This is a genomic window from Mycetocola reblochoni REB411 (genome assembly GCF_900163835.1).
Lineage (GTDB): Bacteria > Actinomycetota > Actinomycetes > Actinomycetales > Microbacteriaceae > Mycetocola_B > Mycetocola_B reblochoni.
Genome location: NZ_FUKR01000036.1, coordinates 85539 through 106996, shown reverse-complemented (window position 1 = coordinate 106996; position 21458 = coordinate 85539). Strand labels below are relative to the sequence as shown.

Here is a 21458-nt window from a genome sequence, read left to right as displayed (position 1 = left end):
GGGATGACGACGTGCCGACCCTCCGGTGGCGCGGAGGGGTCGGTCCGGTGACGGGGCAGTGAACGGCGGCGGCTCGCGCGCCGAAAGCCGGCACAGCGGGACGACGACCCGGCCGGTGACCGACGAAAGCACCGCCGCGCCGGGGTGACGCCCTTGCCGGCGCGGGGCGGGCGGCGGACAATCGAGGCATGCTCATGACTAAGCTCGGCCACTCGACGCTCCGGTTCGACAACGACGACGCGACGCTGATCATCGATCCGGGCGGGTTCACGCCGCCGATCGAGGACGTCACCCGGCCGGCCGTCATCGTGATCACCCATCTGCATCCCGACCACTGGACGCCCGAGCAGATCGCCGGCATCGCGGCCACCGCCCCGTCCCTGCGGATCCTCGGTCCGGCCGGGGTGGTCGCGGCCGCGGAGGAGGCCGGGATCGACGTCGACCGGGTCGGCCCCGGCGACGAGGTGACCGCGAACGGGTTCCGGCTCGAGTTCCACGGCGGCGTCCACGCACTGATCCACTCCTCGATCCCGCGGATCGACAACGTCGGCGTGCTGGTCGACGGGCTCGTGTACCACCCGGGGGACTCCCTCCAGGTTCCCCCGACGACTGTGCCCGTCCTCGCCGCGCCGGCCGGAGCCCCCTGGCTGAAGATCTCGGAGGCGATCGACTACGTCCTGGCGGTGGCACCCGAGCGGTGCTTCCCCATCCACGAGGCCGTGCTGTCGGAGGCGGGGCTCGCCCTCGCGAACGACCGGCTCCGCTGGGCGACCGAGCTCGGCGGTGGCGAGTACCTGCCGCTCAGCGCGGGCGACACGCTGAGCCTCGACGCGAGCTGAGGCTGCCGTCGCGTCTCACCCCACGGTGGGATCGGCCCGCCCTGACGGGGACTCCGACGCGCACGGCGGCTCAGCGGCTCAGTGGCCCGTCCGGCCGAGGCGCCGGACGACGACGATGCCGTCGAGCACCTCCGCGGCCGCACCATCGGGGGCCGTGACCGCGCGTGGCCTGTCCTCGGCCCTCTCGACGATCCACTCCGCCGGATCCAGCGCGAGCTCCGCCGCATCCTCGGCGGCGGAGCGCAGCCGGAGGTGCCCACCGTGCCGCGGAGCCCAGGGCGGCGGTGCCGCATGGGAGACGACGACGAGACGTCCGCCGACCGCGAGCTCCGATGCCGCACGGCGCAGCACGTCGAGTCGGTCGAGGCGCACCGGCGAGTGCAGGAAGGCCGCCGTGACGAGATCCCAGCCACCCTCGACGCGCGGAAGCGGACCGTCCAGATCGCGGACTTCGAACGTGACGTCGCCACGGCCCCGGCGCGACGCCTCCTCCTCGGCGCGCATGACGGCGCTCGCCGAGAGGTCGACGCCGGTCACCGACCAGCCGCGATCGGCGAGCCAGAGTGCGTCGCCGCCCTCGCCACAGCCCAGGTCGAGCGCGCGACCGGGCGCGAGACCCGCGACGACGGCCGCCAGTGCGGCGTTGACCTCTCCCGACCACACGGCTCGTGCACCGCGGTAGCGGTCCTCCCAGAAGGCCTCCGGATCGCGATCGGCCTCCGCCGCCCGCCCGTCGGCGGCGACCAGCTCCCTGTTGATGGACGCCCCGGCCGCCGCCCCCGCGCCCATCGCGCCCGGCACCGCGAGCATCGGGGCGACGACGTTCCCCGCAGCCCACAGCAGCGGATGCGACGTCCGCCCTCCCGCGTCGACGGCGAGGAGGGGGACGCCCTGCTCCGACGTGCGCTCCAGAGTGATTCCGCGGACGGCCTCGTCGCGCGGCCGGAGTGACGACGCCGCGAACAGCGCGGTGAACTCCCGCCGCGCCCCCTCGGCTGTCACCACGACGAGCCCCTCGGCATCGCCCCCGGAACCCGACTCCTCGATGGCGACGACCCGCTCCGGCCGCAGCTCGACCCCCCGGGCGGCGAGCCGCGAGCGGACGTCGGCGGCGAGCTCACCGGCCGCGTCGGTGTAGAAGGTGACGTCGTCGCTCCACTGCCGCAGCAGCTCCGCCTGGTGTGGTGACGAAGCCCCCGTGCCGAGCACGGCGAGCGGCCGCTCCCTCACCTCCCAGCCGTGACAGTAAGGACAGTGGAGCACCGTCTGGCCCCACCGCCGGCGCAGTCCGGGCAGATCGGGCAGGACGTCGTCGATGCCTGTCGCCAGGAGCACGGTGCGCGCCGTGATGATCTCCGCACCCTCCAGGCGGACGAGCATCGCCCCGCCGCCGGCGTCCTCGTCGACGGAGAGCACCCTGCCCGTCCGGAACCGGACGCCGTAGCCGCTCGCCTCGTCCCTCCCCCGGCGGATGAGCTCGGCGGGCGGGGTGCCGTCCAGCCCCAGCACCCCGTGCATGTGCGAGGCGAAACGGTTGCGCGGCGCTCCGTCGTCGATGACGAGCACGTTCCGCCGCGCCCGGCCGAGCATCTGAGCCGCGCTGAGGCCGGCCACGCTGCCGCCGATGATGATGACGTCGAGAGTCGATGTGTGCATGGCCCAATGGTCGTGACAGACTGTCCGAACAGCAATCAGATTTGCCAGATCAGCAACGAGGAGTATCGATGGGCGCGCTGCACCGGGTCGGGGGGCGGCTGAGGGAGGCGCGTGTCTCCGCCGGGCTCACCCTCGACGAGCTCTCCGCACGGACGCGGATCTCGACGAGCACGCTGTCCCGCCTGGAGGCGGGCAAGCGGCAGGCGAGCCTCGAGCTCGTCGTGCCGGTCGCCGCGGCGCTCGACCTCAGCCTGGACGTGCTGGTCCGCGACGAGCAGCACGACCCGCGGGTGCGCCGCACGGTGACACGCAGGGACGGGCACGTCATCGCGCCCCTCACCCACGAGCAGTCGCCCGTGCACAGCTACAAGATCAGCTACCCGCCGGGCACGGAACCGCCGAAGCTGCGCAGCCACGACGGGCACGAGTGGCTGTACGTCCTCAGCGGTCGGCTGCGGCTGCGGGTGGGCGACGCCGACGTGGTGCTCGGCCGCGGCGAGGCGGCCGAGTTCGACACGCGACTCCCGCACGCGATGCACGCCGTCGGGTCCTCCCCCGCGCAGGTGATCAGCATGTTCAACGAGACCGGCGAGCGGATGCACCTGCAGTCCCTCGGCGAGTAAGGCCCAACCGCTCGGTGCCCGGACACGAAAAACTCCCCCGATCCCGAAGGAACGGAGGAGCAATGTGCTGGGGTACCTGGACTCGAACCAAGAACAACGGTACCAGAAACCGCCGTGTTGCCAATTACACCATACCCCAATGATCGAGCAGCAGCTCAACCAGAAAACAACTCTAGCGCACGGCCGGACCGCCCGCCAAACCACCTCCGCCGGGCGCGTCGCCGAGCACGTGGTCGCGGACGAGCGTCGCCGCGGCGCGCGCGCCCTCCCCCGCCGCCACGATCAGCTGCGAGGGTCCGGAGCGGGTCACCTCGCCGGCCGCGTACACGCCACGGCGGCTGGCCCTGCCCAAGCCGTCGACGACGATCAGGCCGTCCCCGTCACGGTCGCAGGACACGCCGTCCAGCCACTCGAGGCCCGTCTCGAATCGGGGGACGACGAAGCCCGCGGTGAGCGGGTGCAGCTCCTCCCCGACGCGGACGCCCGTCATGCCGCCCCTGTCCCCCTCCAGGGCGGCGATCTGTCCGTCGACGACGCGGACGCCGGCCTCGGACAGGACGACACGCGCCTCGGCGCCGACGGCCGCGTCGTGCGGGAACAGTGTCACGCTGCGCGCGACGGAGGCGATGAGCAGCGCACGGTCGACAATGCCGTCGTCGGTGCCGATCAGCGCGAGGTCGAGACCCCTTTTCTCGTAGGCGTCGCAGGAGAAGCAGCTGTGCAGGGCGGTCCCGTAGTAGGCACGCAGCCCGGGAACACGCGGCAGCACCTCGCGCAGCCCCGTCGCGACGAACACGCGGTCCGCGTGCAGATCGACGTCGGGCTCTCCCCTGACGCCGGTCGCACGCACCCGGAACCCCTCGCCGTCGCCTGCGTCGTCCACGGAGGCCACCGCCGCGAACGACACCGCGGCATCCGCATACTCCTCCAGCTGCTCGCGGCCGATCCGGCGCAACTCGCTCGGCGGGATGCCGTCCCTCGTGAGGAAGCCGTGCGAGAGCAGCGTCGCTGCGTGCCGCGGCCGGTTCGCGTCCAGCACGCGCACGGTCAGGCCGGAGCGGACGATCGTCAACGCGGCGGACAGCCCCGCGGGCCCCCCGCCGACGACGACCACGTCGACCCGCTCGGGCGCGCCGGTCATGCCGTCAGGGACGCGGCCAGGGCGTCGATGCGGGCCAGGGTGCTGTCCGCTCCCAGGATCTCCATCGACTCGAACAGCGGAGGCGAGACCTTCCGACCGCTCACCGCGACACGCAGGGGGCCATAGGCGACGCGGGGCTTGAGGCCGAGGCCGTCGACCAGGGCCTCGGCGAGCACGCGCTGGATGTCGGCTGCGACCCAGCCGGTCCCGACCAGCCCGTCGAGTGCACCACGGGCCGCGGCGAGCACCTCCGCCGCGTTGGCGGGCAGCGAGTCGCGCGCGGCAGGGTCGGTCACCAGCTCGGCATCGGAGACGAAAAGGAACCCGAGCAGGCCCGGCGCCTCGCCGAGCAGCGTCATCCGCTCCTGCACCAGCGGGGCGGCCGCGGTCAGCACCTCGAGCTGGGCGGCGGTCGGCTCGGCCGGCAGCACCCCGCCGTCGACGAGGTACGGGACCAGCCGGTCGCGGAAGTCCTCCGGGTCGAGCAGACGCACGTGGTCCCCGTTGATCGACTCGGCCTTCTTCAGGTCGAAGCGGGCGGGGTTGGGGTTGACATCGACGACGTCGAAAGCCGCGACGAGCTCGTCACGGCTGAACACGTCGCGATCGGCGGACAGCGACCAGCCCAGCAGCGAGAGGTAGTTGAGCAGACCCTCGGGGATGAAGCCTCGGTCGCGGTGGTGGAACACGTTCGAGGAGGGGTCACGCTTGGACAGCTTCTTGTTGCCCTCGCCCATGACGTAGGGCAGGTGGCCGAACCGCGGCACGAAGGTGGTCACGCCCGCGTCGATGAGCGCGCGGTACAGGGCGATCTGCCGCGGCGTGGAGGAGAGCAGGTCCTCGCCACGCAGCACGTGGGTGATGCCCATCAGCGCGTCGTCGACCGGGTTCACCAGCGTGTACAGCGGCTTCCCGTTCGGCCGGACGATGACGAAGTCGGTGAACGACCCGGCGGGGAAGGTGATGTCGCCGCGCACCAGGTCGGTGAAGCTGATGTCCTCGTCCGGCACCCGCAGCCGGATCGCCGGCTCGCGGCCCTCGGCACGGAAGGCCTCGCGCTGCGCGGCGGTCAGCCCGCGGTCGAAGTTGTCGTAGCCGAGCTGCGTGGGCCGGCCGGCCGCCGTGTTGCGCGCGTCGATCTCCTCCGCGTTCGAGTAGGACTCGTAGGCGTTGCCCGACTCGATCAGCTGCGCGATCACACGGTCGTAGATGTCGGAGCGCTGCGACTGACGGTACGGCTCGTGCGGGCCCCCGACGTTGACACCCTCGTCCCAGCCGAGGCCGAGCCAGCCGAGCGCGTCGAGGATCTGCTGGAAGCTCTCCTCGCTGTCGCGCGCGGCATCGGTGTCCTCGATGCGGAACACGAGCTTTCCGCCGGTGTGCCGGGCGTAGGCCCAGTTGAACAGCGCCGTGCGGATCAGGCCGACGTGCGGCGTGCCCGTCGGCGAGGGGCAGAAGCGGACCCGCACGTCGGAGCCGGTCGCGGTGGAGAAGGGGAAGTCACGTGAGTCAGACATACTGCCACCAGTCTAGTGCCCGCGCACCGCGAGGACCGTGGGGAACGACGCGGCGCCGACGGGGTGTCCACCCCCTCGGCGCCATCCGCGACCTTCGCCGCCGGCCGCTCAGCGAACGGTGTTGGTGAGGGTCCCGATCCCCGAGACGGTCACGTCGATGCGGTCGCCCGAGGCGATCCGCCCGACACCGGCAGGGGTGCCGGTCAGGATGATGTCGCCGGGGAGCAGGGTGAACACCGACGAGGCGTGGGCGACGATCGCGGCGATCCCGTGGACCATGTCGGTCACCGGCGCCTGCTGCACCACGGTGCCGTTCAGCCGCGTCTGGAGCACTGCGTCCCCCTCGAGCTCGGTCTCGATGACCGGGCCGATCGGGCAGAAGGTGTCGAAGCCCTTCGCCCTCGTCCACTGACCGTCGGCGCGCTGCAGGTCCCTGGCGGTGACGTCGTTGGCGACGGTGTAACCATAGATCGCCTCGGCGGCCCGCTCGGGCGGGACGTTCTTGGCGACGCGGCCGATGACGATCGCCAGCTCGCCCTCGTACTCGACCTGACCGGACTGCCACGGCAGGACGATCTGGTCGTTCGGGCCGATGATCGAGGTGTTCGGCTTGAGGAACAGCAGCGGCTCGCCCGGGGCCTCACCGCCCATCTCCTCCGCGTGCTCGCGGTAGTTCTTGCCGACGGCGACGACCTTGGACCGCGGGATCACCGGTGCGAGCAGTCGGACGTCCGCGAGGGGGACCCGCTCTCCGGTCGGCTCGTAACCACCGACCATGGGGTCTCCGTCGAGGACGACGAGCTCCTCGTCGTCGAGGATGCCGAACAGGATCGCGTCGGCGTGCGAGAAACGGGCGATCTTCATCGTGCGTCCTCCGTGTCGGTGTCGAGTCGGTACAGCCAGCCGTGGCGGTCGGCGACGCGGCCGTACTGGATGCCGGTCAGCTCGTCGCGGATCGACATGGTGACCTCGCCCGGCTCCTGACCGGGCGCACCGATGGTGAAGTCGGGGCTCTTCAGCTGTCCGATGGGGGTGATGACCGCCGCCGTCCCGCAGGCGAAGACCTCGGTGATGGAGCCATCGGCGACGCCGTCGCGCCACTCGTCGATGGTGACCTCCCGCTCCTCGACGGACATGCCCCTGTCCTTGGCGAGCTGAATCACGCTGTCGCGGGTGACGCCCTCGAGGATGGAACCGGTCAGCTCCGGCGTCACCAGGGTGTTGTCGCTGCGGACGAAGAAGATGTTCATCCCGCCGAGCTCGTCGATCCGGGAGTGGGTCTCGCCGTCGAGGAACAGCACCTGCTGGCATCCGTTGGCGTAGGCCTCCTGCTGCGGCAGGAGCGAGGCCGCGTAGTTGCCGCCGCACTTGGCCGCGCCCGTTCCACCGCGGCCGGCACGCGAGTACTCGGTCGCCAGCCAGATGTCGACGGGCGCGACACCACCCGTGAAGTAGGCGCCCGCGGGGGAGGCGATGACGAAGAAGCCGACGCTCTGCGCCGCGCGCACACCGAGGAAGCTCTCGGTGGCGATCTCGAACGGGCGGATGTACAGGCTCGTCTCCGGTGCGCTGGGGACCCAGGCGCCGTCGACCGCGATGAGCTCGTGCAGGGTGTCGAGGAAGACGTGCTCGGGAACCTCGGGCAGCGCGAGCCGGTGGGCGGAGCGACGCAGGCGCTCCGCGTTCTTCTGCGGCCGGAAGGTCCAGACCGAACCGTCCGCGTGACGGTAGGCCTTGAGCCCCTCGAAGATCTCCTGACCGTAGTGCAGCACGCTCGATGCGGGGTCGAGGCTCAGCGGGCCGTAGGGGACGACGCGCGCGTCCGTCCAGCCGCCATCGACGTTCCAGTCGACGACCACCATGTGGTCGGTGAAGCGCTCGCCGAATCCGGGGTTGGCAAGGATCCGCTCGCGCTCGGCGGCGTCGACGGGGGTGGGGTGGAGCTCGCGGCGGAAGGCGGTGCGGTCTGTTGTGCTCATCATGTGTCCTAGCTGAGGGTGGTCGCCGGATCGGACACGAGCGCCGCGATGGCGTCGCCGATCTGGCTGGTCGTTCTGGGTGCGCCCTGTCGTCGGGCGATGTCCGTGGTGACCGCGTCGGTCACCCGCTTCGCCTCGTCCGCGAGCCCGAGATGGTCGAGCATCAGCGCGAGCGACAGAATCGACGCGGTGGGGTCCGCCTTCTGCTGCCCGGCGATGTCGGGCGCAGAGCCGTGGACCGGCTCGAACATGCTCGGGAACGCACCGTCGGGGTTGATGTTCCCCGATGCCGCGAGGCCGATGCCGCCGCTGATCGCGCCGGCGAGGTCGGTGAGGATGTCGCCGAAGAGGTTGTCCGTGACGATGACGTCGAAACGGGCGGGGTCGGTGACGAGGAAGATGGTCGCCGCGTCGACGTGGAGGTAGTCGACCGCGACGCCGGGGTACTCGGCGGAGACGGCGTCGACGATCCGGCGCCACAGCGCCCCCGCGTTCGTCAGCACGTTCGTCTTGTGCACCCAGGTCAGCCGGTTGCGGCGACGGGTCGCCGTCTCGAAGGCATAGCGCACCACACGCTCGACGCCGTAGGCGGTGTTCACGCTCAGCTCGTTCGCGACCTCGTGCGGGGTGCCCTGACGGATGGTCCCGCCGTTGCCCACGTACGGTCCCTCGGTGCCCTCCCTGACGACGACGAAGTCCACGTCGCCGGCGTCGGCCAGGGGCGAGGCGACGCCGGGGTACACGCGAGTCGGCCGGACGTTGGCGTAGTGGTCGAGGCTGAAACGGAGCCTCAGCAGCAGCCCGCGCTCGATGTTGGCGGCGGCGAGCCTCGGGTCGCCCGGCACACCGCCGACCGCGCCCAGGAGGATGGCGTCGTGCCCGGTGAGTGCCGCGAGGTCCTCGTCGGTGAGCACATCCCCCGTCTCGATGTAGCGCCCGGCGCCGAGCGCGTACTCGGTCGTGCGGATCGAGACCGGCGATCCCGCCGTGACCGCGTCGAGGACCTTCAGCGCCTCTGCGGTGACCTCGGGGCCGATGCCGTCGCCGGCGACGACGGCCAGGGAAAACTCACGTGACATGAACGCTCCGTGCGGTGGGTGGGTGTGTTCCCCCAGCCTACTCGTGCTTGGCGCCGTCCAGCCCCACCCGGCGCAGGCCGAGGAAGGCGATGACCGCCGCCGCCGCCACGACGGCGACACCGATGGCGGCCGTCGGGGCGATGCCGCTGTCGAAGGCCAGCTGCGCGGAGTGCAGCAGCTCGGCACCTGCCTCGCCGCCGAGGCCCTGCGAGACGCTCACCGCCCCGCCGAGGGTCTCCCCCGCGGCCGCCTGGTCCGCGGCGGTCAGCCCCTCGGGCAGGACGACGTTCTGCCGGTAGGCGCTCATCAGCACGGTGCCGAGCACGGCGGTCCCCAGCACAGAGCCCAGCTCGTAGGCGGTCTCGGACACGGCGGAGGCCGCGCCGGCCTTGCTGGCGGGGGCCGTGGCGATCACGAGGTCGTTGGACACGGTCTCGGCCGCGCCGATTCCGAGCCCCAGCAGGATGAAGGCGACGAGGATGTCCGTCTGGCTCAGTTCGACGCCGGCCAGCGCCACCATCAGGTAGCCGGAGATCGTGAACAGCATCGCGACGGGGATGACGAAGCGCGGTCGGATGCGGCCGGCGATCGGCACGACCAGGAGACCGGCGAGGATCATCGTGACCAGCCCCGGCAGCATGACCAGCCCCGACTGGATGGGGCTCAGCCCCAGCACGAGCTGCAGGTGCTGCGTGATGAACAGGAGCCCGCCGGACAGCGCCACGACGCTGAGCAGGTTGACGAGGATGGCCGAGGAGAACTGCGGCAGTCGGAACAGCCGCACGTCGAGCATCGGCGAGGGCCGGCGCAGCTGACGGCGCACGAAGAGCACGCCGGACACCGTGCCGACGAGCACGCTCGCGATGACGGCCGCGGTCACCCCCTCGGAGGCGAACTCCTTGATGGCGTACACGAGGGGCACCATCGCCAGCAGCGACAGGACGATCGACACCGGATCGACGGGCCCCGGGTGCGGGTCCTTCGAGTCGGGGATCAGGAACGGGGCTGTGACCAGAAGCGGCACGAGGACGGGGACCGCCAGCAGGAACACCGACCCCCACCAGAAGTGCTCGAGGAGCAGGCCGCCTACGATCGGGCCCAAGGCGCTTCCGGCCGCGAAACCGGAGGCCCAGACCGCGATGGCGAGGCGGCGCTGGCGGGCGTCGAGGAAGAGGTTGCGCAGCAACGACAGCGTGGAGGGCATCAGCATCGCACCGAAGAAGCCGAGCGCGGCACGCGCCCCGATCAGCGCGAGGGGGCTCGGCGCGAACGCCGCCACGATGGACACGGCGGCGAAGCCCGTCGCACCGATCAGGAGCAGCCGGCGGCGTCCGATCCGGTCGCCGAGGCTCCCCATCGACACGAGCAGTCCGGCAAGGATGAGCGGGTAGATGTCGACCATCCACAGCAGCTCGCTCGCGCTCGGGCGCAGCTCCTCGGAGATCTCCGGGAGCGCGAAGTGCAGCACGGTGTTGTCGACGGAGACGAGCAGCACCGGCAGCATGAGCACGGTGAGCGCCAGCCATTCCCTCAGCCCTGCCCGGGAGGGGATGGTGATTGATGAGGTCGGTATCGACGCGCGCTGAGACACGGGAGTTCCTTTCGGGGTCGCCACTACTATACCGTCTGGACGGTAAGGATCAACCGTGGAAGGATGAGCACATGAACGATCACCCCCGGGACAGCGCGGCGACCCGCGATCGGATCCTGAACGCCTACCAGGAGCTCATCATCGACCACGGGGAGAGAGCGGCCACCCTCGACGCCGTGGCCAGGGACGCGGAGGTGTCCAAGGGAGGGCTGCTCTACCACTTCCCCAGCAAGGCTGCTCTCACAGAGGGCATGCTCGACCGGCTCGACCGGATGGTCGACGAGGACATCGCGACCATCCGCACCGCGCCCGACGGCGCCGTCGCCTACTTCCTGCGCTCCTCGATCGTGACGGACTCCAGCTACGACTACGCCATCGCTGCGACGATGCGCCTCGCCCAGCTGCCGGACGCCCAGGCGGCCGAGGCGGTCGAGCGCATGCGCCGACGCTGGCTCGACGTCCTCACCGAGGCCACCGGAGACACCGACCTGGCCACGCTCGTCGCCGTCGCCGCCGACGGCCTGTACTCGCTGGCCAGCACGGGCGTGACGGTGACGGAGACGGAGCTGGCGCCGGTCCTCCGCGCACTCGGGAGGGCCGGCGCCAGCGTGGCGCGCTCCGGCGACTAGTCGGTGATCGTGATCCGCTTGACCACGGACGCGCCGATCGCCTGGCCGACGCCGTCGAGGATCTCGTCGTCGACGAAGGAGTCGACGGTCAGGACGCCGAGCGCCTGTCCCCCAGCCGAACGCCGGGCGATCTGCATGCCCGCGATGTTGATCTCAGCCTGACCGAGGGCCTGGCCGAACTGCGCGACGATGCCGGGACGGTCCGTGTAGAGCATCACGATGTGATGCTGCTCGATCGGGACCTCGACGTCGTAGCCGTTGACCTCGATGATCTTCTCGACCTGCTTGGTTCCGGTCAGGGTCCCCGCGACCGAGATCTGGCTTCCGTCACTGAGCGCACCGCGCAGACGGATGACGTTGCGGTACTCGTCGCTGTCGGAGTCGGTGATGAGCCGGACCTCGACGCCGCGCTGCTCCGCGAGCAGCGGCGCGTTGACGTACGACACCGACTCGCTGACGATGTTGGTGAAGATGCCCTTGAGCGCGGCCAGCTTGAGCACGCTCACGTCGTAGTCGTTGAGCTCACCGTGCACCTCGACGTCGACGCTCGTCAGCGACGCCGTCGCGAGCGCGGCGAACACCTGGCCGAGCTTCTCGACGAGCGGGATGCCGGGGCGCACGTACGGGTCGATCGCACCGCCGGCGACATTGACCGCGTCAGGGACGAGCTCGCCGCCGAGCGCCAGCCTGACCGAGCGTGCGACCGACACCCCGGCCTTCTCCTGCGCCTCGTTCGTGGAGGCGCCCAGGTGCGGCGTGGTGATGATGGTGGGCAGGCCGAGCAGCGGCGATCCGGTGGGCGGCTCGGACACGAACACGTCGAGCCCCGCGCCCGCGATCGTCTTGTCCGTCAGCGCCTGGAACAGCGCCTCCTCGTCGACGAGGCCGCCGCGCGCGACGTTGACGACGAAGGCGGTGGGCTTCATCAGCTTGAGCTGTGCCTCGCCGATCATGCCGAGCGTCTCCGGCGTACGGGGCATGTGGATGGTCACGAAGTCCGATGTCGACAGCAGCTCGTCGAGCCCGAGCAGCGTCACGCCCAGCTGCTGCGCCCTCGCCGACGTCACGTAGGGGTCGTAGGCGACGACGTTCACGCCGAAGGCCTGCAGACGCGCGGTGATGAGCGCACCGATCCGGCCGAGGCCGATGATGCCGACCGTCTTCTCATACAGCTCGACGCCGGTGTAGGCGGAGCGCTTCCACTGGCCGTCCGCGAGCGAGCGGTCTGCCGCGGGGATGTGCCGGGCGAGGCTGAGGATGTGGCCGACGGTGAGCTCGGCGGCCGAGATGATGTTCGACGTCGGAGCGTTGACGACCATGACGCCGGCGGTGGTCGCCGCCTTGATGTCGACGTTGTCGAGCCCGACGCCCGCGCGGGCGATGACCTTGAGGGACGGGGCGGCGGCGATCGCCTCGGCGTCGACCTGCGTCGCCGATCGGACGAGGATGGCGTCGGCCTCGGCCAGGGCCGACAGCAGTGCGGGGCGGTCGGTGCCGTCGACCGAGCGGACGTCGAAGTCCGGCCCGAGGGCATCGATGGTGGCGGGTGAGAGCTGTTCAGCGATCAGAACGACCGGTTGTGACACGGGTGTACCCTTCGAGACTGTCGATGTGGTGGCACGCTGCACCCTCGGAGCGCGTACCCCCACCCTAGTGCAGCGCCACGCGGCTCGGGCCGGTCAGGCCAGCAGGGAGACCATCGAGCCGAACTGCCCGAGGATGTTGAGTCCGATGACCGCGCTGAGGCCGAGGGCGGCCAGATAGAGCAGCACACGGGCGAGCAGGTCCCTCCCCCTGCCGAGGATCGCGGCGAGGAGGAACAGGGCGACCGGCGCGACGACCCCGAGGATCAGCGCCGCCCAGCCGATCGGGGACAGCGTCGTGTCGAGGGAACCGGCGAGGCTGAGGCCGCCGATGAGGTTCCCGATCGCCTCGAACACGTCGTAGGCAAGCAGCAGGCCGAAGGGGATCGCGAGGACGATGTCCAGGACGCCGAAGCGTCGAGCCGTGGCCCCGGAGGCGCCCTCCACGCGCACCTCGTCGTCTGCGCCGGGTGCTGCCGCCGCCGAGCCTGCTCGCCTGTGTTCCACGGGACCCCCCTGCCTCTCCGTCACGACTGCACCACGAACGGCCACGGAACGAGCAGAACGACACCGACGGCGAGCAGCCCGAGCCGCCAGCCGATGCTGCGCCGCCGGCCCAGCCAGCTGACCGCCGCGGCCCAGAGCGCCGGCGCCGCCACGGCGAACACCCCGCCGAGCGTCGCCATGAAGGCCTCGACGGGGTTGAGCCCGTCGACCGTGATGACACGGGTGGCGCTCGCGTACCAGCCGATCGTGTAGAGCAGGTAGATGCCCGCGATGACGCCGACGCTGATCAGGACGGCCGAGCTCGCCTGGCCGCGCGACTCCCCCGCTGCCGGGGCGGACGGCGTCGCGGCGTCGGGTCCGGCACCGGAGGACACGGCATCGGAGGGCACGGCACTGGCGGATTCCGCGCGGGACGGCCACACCTCGGGGCTCACGACGCCGGCGGTCCCGGTCGACGACGGACCCGCCGCGGACGCACCGCTGGACGGGGCCGCGGTGCGGGACGGGATCTCCTCCGCGGCGGTGCCGCGCTCCGTCGCCGCAGGGGCAACGGGAGAACCCGCGGCGGGACGGGGGCGTCTGGCCGTGGTCTGGTCCTCGTCGCCGGCCCAGCTGAGGGCGTCGTCGTCTGGATCTGCCATGCCCCCATGCTACTGCGGCGGTCTGTCGTGCCGGCAGACGCCCCGGACGCGTGTCCCCGCAGACATGCCTCGGGCCCGCGACCGAGGTCGCGGGCCCGAGGCGTCGACGCGATGACTAGCGCGCGACGCTGCCGTCAGTGTAGTCGTCGTCGTTCGAGGCGTTCCAGGAGAAGAGCCGGCGAAGCTCACGACCGGTCGACTCGATCGGGTGGCCCTCACCCTTGGCGCGCAGCTCCAGGAACTCGGCGCCGCCGTTGTCCTGGTCGTCGATGAAGCGCTTCGCGAAGGCACCCGACTGGATGTCCGCGAGGACGGCCTTCATGTTCTCCTTGACGTGCGGGTCGATCACACGCGGGCCGGAGACGTAGTCGCCGTACTCGGCCGTGTCGGAGACGCTCCAGCGCTGCTTGGCGATGCCGCCCTCCCACATGAGGTCCACGATCAGCTTGAGCTCGTGCAGCACCTCGAAGTAGGCGATCTGCGGCTGGTAGCCGGCCTCGGTCAGGGTCTCGAAGCCGTACTGGACGAGCTGCGAGACGCCACCGCAGAGCACGGCCTGCTCGCCGAACAGGTCGGTCTCGGTCTCCTCCGTGAAGGTGGTCTTGATGCCACCGGCACGCAGGCCGCCGATCGCCTTCGCGTACGACCAGGCCAGACCCCACGCCGAGCCGGAGGCGTCCTTCTCGACGGCGACGATCACGGGAACACCGCGGCCGGCCTCGTACTCGCGGCGAACGGTGTGGCCGGGGCCCTTCGGCGCGACCATGAAGACGTCCACGCCCTCGGGCACCTGGATGTAGCCGAAGCGGATGTTGAAGCCGTGGCCGAAGACCAGGGCCTTGCCCGCGGAGAGCTGCCCCTCGATCGACTCGGCGTAGATGGTGCGCTGGAACTGGTCGGGAGCGAGCAGCACGATGACGTCGGCCCAGGCGGACGCGTCGGCCACGTTCTTCACCGTGAAGCCGGCCTCCTCGGCCTTCGCGATCGACTTCGAGCCGTCCTTCAGGCCGATGACGACCTCGACGCCCGAGTCGCGGAGGTTCAGCGCGTGCGCGTGGCCCTGCGAGCCGTATCCGATGACGGCGACCTTCTTGCCCTGGATGAGCGCGAGGTCGGCGTCCTGGTCGTACACAATCTCAGTCACGGTTGGTTTCTCCTTGTTGTTGAGGTTCGGTCCCGGCTGGCGCCGGTGGTCGTGGTCTCGGGTCAGTTCTTGAAGACGCGGTCGGTGATGGACTTCGAGCCGCGGCCGATCGCGATGAGCCCCGACTGCGTCATCTCCTTGATCCCATAGGGTTCGAGCACCCTGAGGAAGGCGGCGGTCTTGCCGCTGTCGCCCGTGACCTCGATGACGAGGGCGTCGGTGGCGACGTCGACGACGCGGGCGCGGAACAGGTTCACCGCTTCGAGCACGGCGGAGCGCGAGGTGTTGTCCACCCTGACCTTGATGAGCAGGTGGTCCCGCTGCACCGACTGGTCGAACTCCAGCTCGACGATCTTGATCACGTTGACGAGTTTGTTCAGCTGCTTCGTCACCTGCTCGAGCGGGAAGTCGTCGACGTCGACCACGACGGTGATCCGCGACAGGCCCTGGATCTCGCTCCTGCCGACGGCGAGCGACTCGATGTTGAAGCCGCGACGGGCGAACAGCCCCGCGACGCGGGTGAGCAGACCGGGCTTGTCCTCGACGAGGAGGCTCAGGACGTGGGAACTCATGCTCAGATCTCCTCGTCGTCGAAGGCGGGGGCGTTCTCGCGGGCGTACTGGATGAAGCTGTTGCTCACGCCCTGGGGGACCATGGGCCAGACCATCGCGTCCTTGGACACGACGAAGTCGATGACGACGGGCCGGTCGTTCGTCTCCAGCGCCAGGGCGATCGCGGCGTCGACCTCGTCCTCGCGCTCGACGCGGATCGCCAGGCAGCCGTACGCCTCGCCCAGCTTGACGAAGTCGGGGATGCGCACCGACTCCTGGCCGGTGTTGAGCTCCGTGTGCGAGTAGTGCCCGTCATAGAAGAGCGTCTGCCACTGCTTCACCATCCCCAGCGAGGAGTTGTTGATGATGGCGACCTTGATCGGGATGTTGTTCAGCGAGCAGGTGGCCAGCTCCTGGTTGGTCATCTGGAAGCAGCCGTCGCCGTCGATCGCCCACACGGTCCGTTCGGGCTCGGCGACCTTGGCGCCCATCGCGGCCGGGACCGCGTAGCCCATGGTCCCCGCCCCGCCCGAGTTCAGCCAGGAGTTGGGGCGCTCGTACGAGATGAACTGCGCCGCCCACATCTGGTGCTGGCCGACGCCTGCCGCGAAGATCCCCTCCGGGCCGGTCAGCTCGCCGATGCGCGAGATGACGTGCTGCGGGGACAGCCGGCCGTCGCTGGTCGGGGCGAAGCCGAGGGGGAACTGCTCCCTCAGCTCGGTGAGGTGCTCCCACCAGGCGGAGGTGTCCGCCCTGCCCTGCCTCGCGGTCGCCGTGAACGCCGCGTCGAGGTCGACGAGGACGTCCTTGGCGTCTCCGACGATCGGCACGTCCGCGAAACGGATCTTGGAGATCTCGGCCGGGTCGATGTCGACGTGGACGACCTTGGCGTTCGGCGCGAACAGCTCCGCCTTGCCGGTCACCCTGTCGTCGAAGCGGGCGCCGAGGGAGACGATGAGGTCCGACTCCTGCAGGGCGAGCACGGCGGGGACCGTGCCGTGCATGCCGGGCATGCCCAGGTGCTGACGGTGCGAGTCGGGGAACACGCCCCGCGCCATCAGGGTGGTCACGACGGGTGCGCCGGTCGACTCGGCCAGCTGGCGCAGTTCCTCCGCGGCCCCGGACCGCACGACGCCGCCGCCGACGTAGAGCACGGGCCTGCTCGCCTCGACCAGCAGCTGGGCCGCGGCCTGGATCTGCTTGCCGTGGGCCTTCGTGACCGGACGGTAGCCGGGCAGCTCGACCTTCGGCGGCCAGGAGAAGGCGAACTCCGCCTGCTGGGCGTCCTTGGTGATGTCGACGAGCACCGGGCCGGGGCGGCCCGTGCTGGCGATCTGGTACGCCGCGGCGAGCGTGGCGGGGATGTCCTCCGCGCGGGTGACCAGGAACGAGTGCTTCGTCACCGGCATGGTGATGCCGACGATGTCGGCCTCCTGGAACGCGTCCGTCCCCATGAGCGTGGAGAAGACCTGGCCGGTGATCGCCAGGAGAGGGACCGAGTCCATGTAGGCGTCGGCGATGGCCGTGACGAGGTTCGTCGCGCCGGGCCCGCTCGTGGCGATGCAGACGCCGACGCGTCCGGACGCGGACGCATAGCCCTCGGCCGCGTGTCCCGCGCCCTGCTCGTGCCGCACGAGGACGTGCCGCAGGTCCTGGACGTCGGTCATCGCGTCGTACACCGGCAGGATCGCGCCGCCGGGCAGCCCGAAGACATCGTCGATGCCGAGGAGCTCGAGCGAGCGGAGCACAGCGCTCGCTCCCGTCATCCTGACGTTGTCGTTCTTCCGTGAGGCCGCGACGTCCGACGGCAGCTTTGCGGTCTGGTGTTCCAAAGACATAGAGCAGTGGTTCCCGAATGTGGTGAGTGAATGGGACAGCGGCGACGCTACCCGGTGGTCGCGCCCTCTGCAGCAGAGCGCACGAGCTTCGAGTACTTCGCCAGGACGCCACGGGTATAGCGCGGAGGAAGCGGAGCCCAGCCGTCACGGCGGGCGGCCAGCTCGTCCGCCTCGACAAGTAGGTCGAGCGAGCGAGCTGCGATATCGACCCGTATCAGATCACCATCGCGCACGAATGCCACGGGACCTGCGTCCACGGCTTCGGGTGCTATGTGGCCGATGCACAGTCCGGTTGTGCCGCCTGAGAATCGACCGTCCGTCAAGAGTAGTACATCCTTGCCGAGACCCGCGCCCTTGATCGCCGCCGTGATCGCCAGCATCTCGCGCATGCCGGGGCCGCCCTTGGGGCCCTCGTAGCGGATGAGGACGACGTCGCCCTTCTGGATCTTGCCCTCGGTGAGGGCGTCCATCGCGGCGCGCTCGCGTTCGAACACCCGCGCCGGCCCCTCGAACACGTCGGCGTCGAAGCCGGCGGTCTTGACCACCGCGCCCTCCGGGGCGAGCGAACCGTGCAGGATCGTCAGGCCTCCCGTGGCGTGGATGGGGTTGTCGAGGGTCCGGATGACCTCGCCGTCGAGCGGGTCCGGGTTGATCTCGGCGAGGTTCTCCGCGACCGTCTTGCCCGTCACGGTCATCGCGTCGCCGTGCAGCAGACCGGCGTCGAGCAGCGCCTTCATCACGACGGGCACCCCGCCGTGGCGGTCGACGTCGTTCATGACGTACTTACCGAAGGGCTTGAGGTCGCCGATGTGCGGAACGGCCGAGCCGATGCGGTTGAAGTCGTCGAGGGTCAGGTCGACGTCCGCCTCACGGGCGATGGCGAGCAGGTGCAGCACCACGTTGGTCGACCCGCCGAAGGCCATCGCGACCGCGATGGCGTTCTCGAACGCCTTCTTCGTGAGGATGTCGCGCGCGGTCAGCCCGAGACGGAGCATGGTGACGACCGCCTCGCCCGAGCGGTGGGCGAAGTAGTCCCTGCGCCGATCGGCGGAGGGCGGTGCGGCCGATCCCGGCAGGCTCATGCCGAGCGCCTCGGCGACGCTCGCCATGGTGTTCGCGGTGTACATGCCGCCGCAGGCACCCTCGCCGGGGGCGATGGCGCACTCGATCCGCTTGAGGTCCTCCTCGCTCATCGTGCCCGCCTTGCAGGCGCCGACGGCCTCGAAGGAGTCGATGATGGTGACGTCCTTCTCGGTGCCGTCGCTGAGCTTCACCCAGCCGGGGGCGATCGAGCCGGCATAGAGGAACACGCTCGCCAGGTCGAGGCGGGCCGCCGCCATCAGCATGCCGGGGAGCGACTTGTCGCACCCGGCGAGCAGGACGGTGCCGTCTAGGCGCTCGGCCATGACGACGGTCTCGACGGAGTCGGCGATGACCTCACGCGAGACGAGGGAGAAGTGCATGCCCTCGTGGCCCATGGAGATGCCGTCGGACACGGAGATGGTGCCGAACTGCAGCGGGTATCCCCCGCCGGAGTGGACGCCCTCCTTCGCCCCCTGGGCGAGGCGGTCGAGTGAGAGGTTGCAGGGGGTGATCTCGTTCCAGGAGCTGGCGATGCCGATCTGCGGCTTGTCCCAGTCCTCGTCGCCCATCCCGACCGCGCGGAGCATGCCTCGGGAGGTGGTTGCTTCGATCCCGTCGGTGACGTCGCGACTGCGCGGCTTCATGTCGATGTCTGGCATGGCCTCAGTTTAGAACCCCGTGCACGCCGCTCCGGACAGCGAAAAACTATGATCGCAGTTTTTTAATGCGGAGCAGGAGCGCGGCCAGCTCGCCGGGCGACGCCACGCGCGCCCGAGCCCTCGTCCGTCCCTCGCCGACCTTGACCCCGAGGTCGCGTAAACCCATGACGGCGAAGCCGTCCTCATCGGTGACGTCGTCGCCCGCGAACAGCACGGCGTCGGCGCCGACCACCCGGCGGAAGTGCTCGATGGCCTGCCCCTTGTCCGCCTCTGCGAGCGCGAACTCTCTGACGCCGTTCCCCCGTCGGCTGCTCGCCGGAATGCCCCTGGCGACGACCGCTGCCGCCGCCCGATCGCCGAGCTCCTCGGCCGCCTGCTCGGACAGGGCCCTGGTGTGCACGGCGAACCCGGCCGGCTTCGACTCGACCCAGGCGTCGGGAACGCCCGAGACGACGGAGTGCAAGACATCGTGAAGCGCGTCGCGCCGCTGCAGGGCCTCCTCGGGAGCGAGCAGCCGCAGCTTCTCCCCCGGTTCCCGGATCTCGAGTCCGTGCGAACCGGCGAGGTAGTCGCCCTCCGCCGGCCGCGCCGCCGCCGTCAGGCTCTCCACGGCCCGACCGGAGACCAGCGCCAGCGCCACCCCCGGCGCCTCCCGGAGCTCCGCCAGAGCCTCAGCCGCGGCCGGGACCATGCGCGAGTCCGCCGGGTCCTTCTCGAAGGGGGCGAGCGTTCCGTCGAAGTCAAGCGCCACCAGGAGGGTCTCCGCCTCGACGAGCGGGTCGAGCAATGCGTCATCGATCTGCACGGTCATGCCTTTCTTGTCTACCGGTCAGGCGCCCTCAGGCGTGGTCTGCCGCACCCGGCCGCGCCTCGACGACGGCGAGCAGATCCGTCCCACCGCGGGAGAGCTGATACGGGGACAGTTCGCGGAGGAAGCTGCGCGACCACACGGCCACGTCGTGCTCCATCACCCTCTTCCGCATCGCGCGCATCCGCCGCGAGCGCTCGGCCCTCGGCATCTCCACCGCGGTCATGATGGTGTCCTTCAACCCCTCGATGTCGTGAGGGTTGACCAGGAGCGCACGTTTGAGCTCGTCGGCGGCACCGGCGAACTCGCTGAGCACCAGCACCCCGTCGTTGTCGTACCGCACGGCGGCGTACTCCTTCGCCACCAGGTTCATCCCGTCGCGCAACGCCGTGACCAGCACGATGTCCGCCGCGAGGAACAGCGCGACCATCTCCTCGCGGGGGTAGCCGTGGTGCAGGTAGCTGATGGCGCTGTGGCCGATCGTGCCGAAGTCGCCGTTGATCCGGCCGACCGTCAGCTCGATCTCGTCTCGGAGCTGCTTGTAGGTCTCGACGCGCTCGCGTGAGGGGCTGGCGACCTGGATGAGCGACACGTCCTCGATCTGCAGACGCCCCTCGGCCAGCAGCTCGCCGTACGCCTTCAACCGGTGCCGGATGCCCTTCGTGTAGTCGAGCCTGTCGACGCCGAGCATGATCGTGCGCGGGTTGCCGAGCTCCGAACGGATCTGGGCCGCGCGCTCCTGCACCCGCGGCTCCCTCGCCAGCCGCTCGTAGGCGAGCGCATCGATGGAGATCGGGTAGTGCCGGGCGACGACCGTGCGGGTCGGCCCGCTCGGACGCTTCGTGTTGCGCGACCCGCTGGTGACCTTCCCGTCCTCGTCGGTGGGCACGGTGATCGTCGTGCCGCTGGCCTCGTAGCTCAGCAGCCGGCGGACGGCCCGCTGGAAGTTGCCGGCGTCGGCCGCCCTCTGGAAGCCGATGACGTCCGCGCCCAGCAGCCCGCGGATGATCTGCGTGCGCCAGGGCAGCTGGGAGTAGATGCCGTAGGCGGGGAACGGGATGTGGTTGAAGAACCCGATCGTGACGTCCGGCCGCATCTCCCTGAGGATGCCGGGAACGAGCTGAAGCTGGTAGTCATGCACCCAGACGGTCGCTCCGTGGGCCGCGAGCTGCGCGGCCCGCTCCGCGAAGCGCTGATTCACCGTGCGGTAGCTGTCCCACCACTCGCGGTGGTAGCTCGGCGGAGCGATCACGTCGTGGTACAGCGGCCAGAGGGTGTCGTTGGAGAACCCCTCGTAGTACTCCTCGACCTCCTGAGCGCTGAGCGGCATCGGCTCGATCCAGGTCCCGTTGTAGTCGAACGGCTCGATGTCGTTGACCGTTCCCCCCGGCCAACCGATCCAGGCCCCCTCGGTCTCCCGCATGACCGGCTCGAGCGCGGTGACGAGACCGCCGGGCGAGGTGCGCCATGAGGCGTTGCCGTCGCCGTCGACCACGCGATCGACGGGCAGTCGGTTCGCCACCACCACGAAATCGAATCGGGGGTGGTCCGGGTGGTCGTGCTCTGTCATGAGGCCCTCCGCAGCGTCGA

The 21458-nt window shown here is 70.4% G+C and carries 19 protein-coding genes and 1 tRNA gene; 3 read left to right on the top strand and 17 right to left on the bottom strand.

All coding sequences use genetic code 11. The features are described from left to right. Positions 1-188 precede the first annotated feature (188 nt). Positions 189-839, top strand: coding sequence for an MBL fold metallo-hydrolase (locus FM119_RS06430; RefSeq protein ID WP_087136855.1), 651 nt, complete (start codon positions 189-191; stop codon positions 837-839). Positions 840-917: 78 nt separating this feature from the next. On the opposite strand, the gene FM119_RS06425 is transcribed toward FM119_RS06430, so the two are convergent. Then, positions 918-2495, bottom strand: coding sequence for an FAD-dependent oxidoreductase (locus FM119_RS06425; protein ID WP_087136854.1), 1578 nt, complete (start codon positions 2493-2495; stop codon positions 918-920). 68 nt (positions 2496-2563) lie between these two features. Between FM119_RS06425 and FM119_RS06420 the strand changes: the two genes are divergently transcribed. Next, positions 2564-3118 carry a helix-turn-helix domain-containing protein gene (locus FM119_RS06420; protein ID WP_087136853.1) on the top strand — a complete coding sequence of 185 codons (555 nt, stop codon included), beginning with the start codon at positions 2564-2566 and terminating at the stop codon, positions 3116-3118. A 67-nt stretch (positions 3119-3185) separates the two neighbouring features. Here FM119_RS06420 and FM119_RS06415 read toward each other — a convergent pair. The 7 genes from FM119_RS06415 to FM119_RS06385 form a co-directional block, all read right to left on the bottom strand. Continuing rightward, a tRNA-Gln gene (locus FM119_RS06415) sits at positions 3186-3257 on the bottom strand. Positions 3258-3290: 33 nt separating this feature from the next. Continuing rightward, on the bottom strand, positions 3291-4259 hold the full coding sequence (locus FM119_RS06410) for an NAD(P)/FAD-dependent oxidoreductase (RefSeq protein ID WP_087136852.1): 969 nt from the start codon (positions 4257-4259) through the stop codon (positions 3291-3293). Next, a complete protein-coding gene (gene gltX, locus FM119_RS06405; RefSeq protein WP_087136851.1) occupies positions 4256-5776 on the bottom strand; it encodes a glutamate--tRNA ligase in 1521 nt (506 codons plus the stop codon). The genes FM119_RS06410 and gltX overlap by 4 nt, the downstream gene beginning before the upstream one ends. A gap of 108 nt (positions 5777-5884) precedes the next feature. After that, the gene (locus FM119_RS06400) at positions 5885-6640 is read right to left on the bottom strand and encodes a fumarylacetoacetate hydrolase family protein (RefSeq protein WP_087136850.1); all 756 of its coding nucleotides are present in this window, start codon (positions 6638-6640) and stop codon (positions 5885-5887) included. After that, positions 6637-7758 (bottom strand): branched-chain amino acid aminotransferase, encoded by a 1122-nt coding sequence (locus FM119_RS06395; protein ID WP_218778731.1) that lies wholly within the window; start codon positions 7756-7758, stop codon positions 6637-6639. The genes FM119_RS06400 and FM119_RS06395 overlap by 4 nt, the downstream gene beginning before the upstream one ends. A 5-nt stretch (positions 7759-7763) precedes the next feature. Then, positions 7764-8834 carry a 3-isopropylmalate dehydrogenase gene (locus FM119_RS06390; protein ID WP_087136849.1) on the bottom strand — a complete coding sequence of 357 codons (1071 nt, stop codon included), beginning with the start codon at positions 8832-8834 and terminating at the stop codon, positions 7764-7766. Positions 8835-8871: 37 nt separating this feature from the next. Further along, the gene (locus tag FM119_RS06385) at positions 8872-10425 is read right to left on the bottom strand and encodes an MFS transporter (RefSeq protein WP_179205244.1); all 1554 of its coding nucleotides are present in this window, start codon (positions 10423-10425) and stop codon (positions 8872-8874) included. Between the two features lie 71 nt (positions 10426-10496). On the opposite strand from FM119_RS06385, the gene FM119_RS14330 reads away from it, so the two are divergent. Then, positions 10497-11054 carry a TetR/AcrR family transcriptional regulator gene (locus tag FM119_RS14330; protein WP_179205243.1) on the top strand — a complete coding sequence of 186 codons (558 nt, stop codon included), beginning with the start codon at positions 10497-10499 and terminating at the stop codon, positions 11052-11054. Here the strand turns inward: FM119_RS14330 and serA are convergent. The 9 genes from serA to FM119_RS06335 all read right to left on the bottom strand — a co-directional run bounded on the left by serA (position 11051) and on the right by FM119_RS06335 (position 21438). Continuing rightward, positions 11051-12640, bottom strand: coding sequence for a phosphoglycerate dehydrogenase (gene serA, locus FM119_RS06375; protein WP_087136846.1), 1590 nt, complete (start codon positions 12638-12640; stop codon positions 11051-11053). The two genes, FM119_RS14330 and serA, sit on opposite strands and share 4 nt — an antisense overlap. A 93-nt stretch (positions 12641-12733) precedes the next feature. Next, complete coding sequence (locus FM119_RS06370; RefSeq protein WP_143822639.1) at positions 12734-13144, bottom strand: hypothetical protein; 411 nt, start codon at positions 13142-13144, stop codon at positions 12734-12736. Positions 13145-13164: 20 nt separating this feature from the next. Then, the gene (locus FM119_RS06365; protein ID WP_087136844.1) at positions 13165-13785 is read right to left on the bottom strand and encodes a hypothetical protein; all 621 of its coding nucleotides are present in this window, start codon (positions 13783-13785) and stop codon (positions 13165-13167) included. 115 nt (positions 13786-13900) lie between these two features. Next, positions 13901-14929 (bottom strand): ketol-acid reductoisomerase, encoded by a 1029-nt coding sequence (ilvC, locus tag FM119_RS06360; RefSeq protein WP_087136843.1) that lies wholly within the window; start codon positions 14927-14929, stop codon positions 13901-13903. 62 nt (positions 14930-14991) lie between these two features. Beyond that, positions 14992-15501, bottom strand: a complete 510-nt coding sequence (gene ilvN / locus FM119_RS06355; RefSeq protein ID WP_179205242.1) for an acetolactate synthase small subunit — start codon at positions 15499-15501, stop codon at positions 14992-14994. 2 nt (positions 15502-15503) lie between these two features. Beyond that, complete coding sequence (locus FM119_RS06350) at positions 15504-17318, bottom strand: acetolactate synthase large subunit (protein WP_087136841.1); 1815 nt, start codon at positions 17316-17318, stop codon at positions 15504-15506. Positions 17319-17365: 47 nt separating this feature from the next. Next, entirely contained in the window at positions 17366-19060 is a 1695-nt protein-coding gene (gene ilvD, locus FM119_RS06345; RefSeq protein WP_087136840.1) for a dihydroxy-acid dehydratase, read from the bottom strand. Between the two features lie 46 nt (positions 19061-19106). Then, positions 19107-19871 carry a trehalose-phosphatase gene (otsB, locus tag FM119_RS06340; protein WP_087136839.1) on the bottom strand — a complete coding sequence of 255 codons (765 nt, stop codon included), beginning with the start codon at positions 19869-19871 and terminating at the stop codon, positions 19107-19109. A gap of 28 nt (positions 19872-19899) precedes the next feature. Continuing rightward, positions 19900-21438, bottom strand: coding sequence for an alpha,alpha-trehalose-phosphate synthase (UDP-forming) (locus tag FM119_RS06335; protein WP_179205241.1), 1539 nt, complete (start codon positions 21436-21438; stop codon positions 19900-19902). Between the last annotated feature and the right edge of the window lie 20 nt (positions 21439-21458).

Bases quoted from the DNA above. Each gene is read 5' to 3' on its own strand.
- FM119_RS06430 (WP_087136855.1), top strand. From the start codon at position 189: ATGCTCATGACTAAGCTCGGCCACTCGACGCTCCGGTTCGACAACGAC.
- FM119_RS06425 (WP_087136854.1), bottom strand. From the start codon at position 2,495: ATGCACACATCGACTCTCGACGTCATCATCATCGGCGGCAGCGTGGCC.
- FM119_RS06420 (WP_087136853.1), top strand. From the start codon at position 2,564: ATGGGCGCGCTGCACCGGGTCGGGGGGCGGCTGAGGGAGGCGCGTGTC.
- FM119_RS06410 (WP_087136852.1), bottom strand. From the start codon at position 4,259: ATGACCGGCGCGCCCGAGCGGGTCGACGTGGTCGTCGTCGGCGGGGGG.
- gltX (WP_087136851.1), bottom strand. From the start codon at position 5,776: ATGTCTGACTCACGTGACTTCCCCTTCTCCACCGCGACCGGCTCCGAC.
- FM119_RS06400 (WP_087136850.1), bottom strand. From the start codon at position 6,640: ATGAAGATCGCCCGTTTCTCGCACGCCGACGCGATCCTGTTCGGCATC.
- FM119_RS06395 (WP_218778731.1), bottom strand. From the start codon at position 7,758: ATGATGAGCACAACAGACCGCACCGCCTTCCGCCGCGAGCTCCACCCC.
- FM119_RS06390 (WP_087136849.1), bottom strand. From the start codon at position 8,834: ATGTCACGTGAGTTTTCCCTGGCCGTCGTCGCCGGCGACGGCATCGGC.
- FM119_RS14330 (WP_179205243.1), top strand. From the start codon at position 10,497: ATGAACGATCACCCCCGGGACAGCGCGGCGACCCGCGATCGGATCCTG.
- FM119_RS06365 (WP_087136844.1), bottom strand. From the start codon at position 13,785: ATGGCAGATCCAGACGACGACGCCCTCAGCTGGGCCGGCGACGAGGAC.
- ilvN (WP_179205242.1), bottom strand. From the start codon at position 15,501: ATGAGTTCCCACGTCCTGAGCCTCCTCGTCGAGGACAAGCCCGGTCTG.
- FM119_RS06350 (WP_087136841.1), bottom strand. From the start codon at position 17,318: ATGTCTTTGGAACACCAGACCGCAAAGCTGCCGTCGGACGTCGCGGCC.
- ilvD (WP_087136840.1), bottom strand. From the start codon at position 19,060: ATGCCAGACATCGACATGAAGCCGCGCAGTCGCGACGTCACCGACGGG.
- otsB (WP_087136839.1), bottom strand. From the start codon at position 19,871: ATGACCGTGCAGATCGATGACGCATTGCTCGACCCGCTCGTCGAGGCG.
- FM119_RS06335 (WP_179205241.1), bottom strand. From the start codon at position 21,438: ATGACAGAGCACGACCACCCGGACCACCCCCGATTCGATTTCGTGGTG.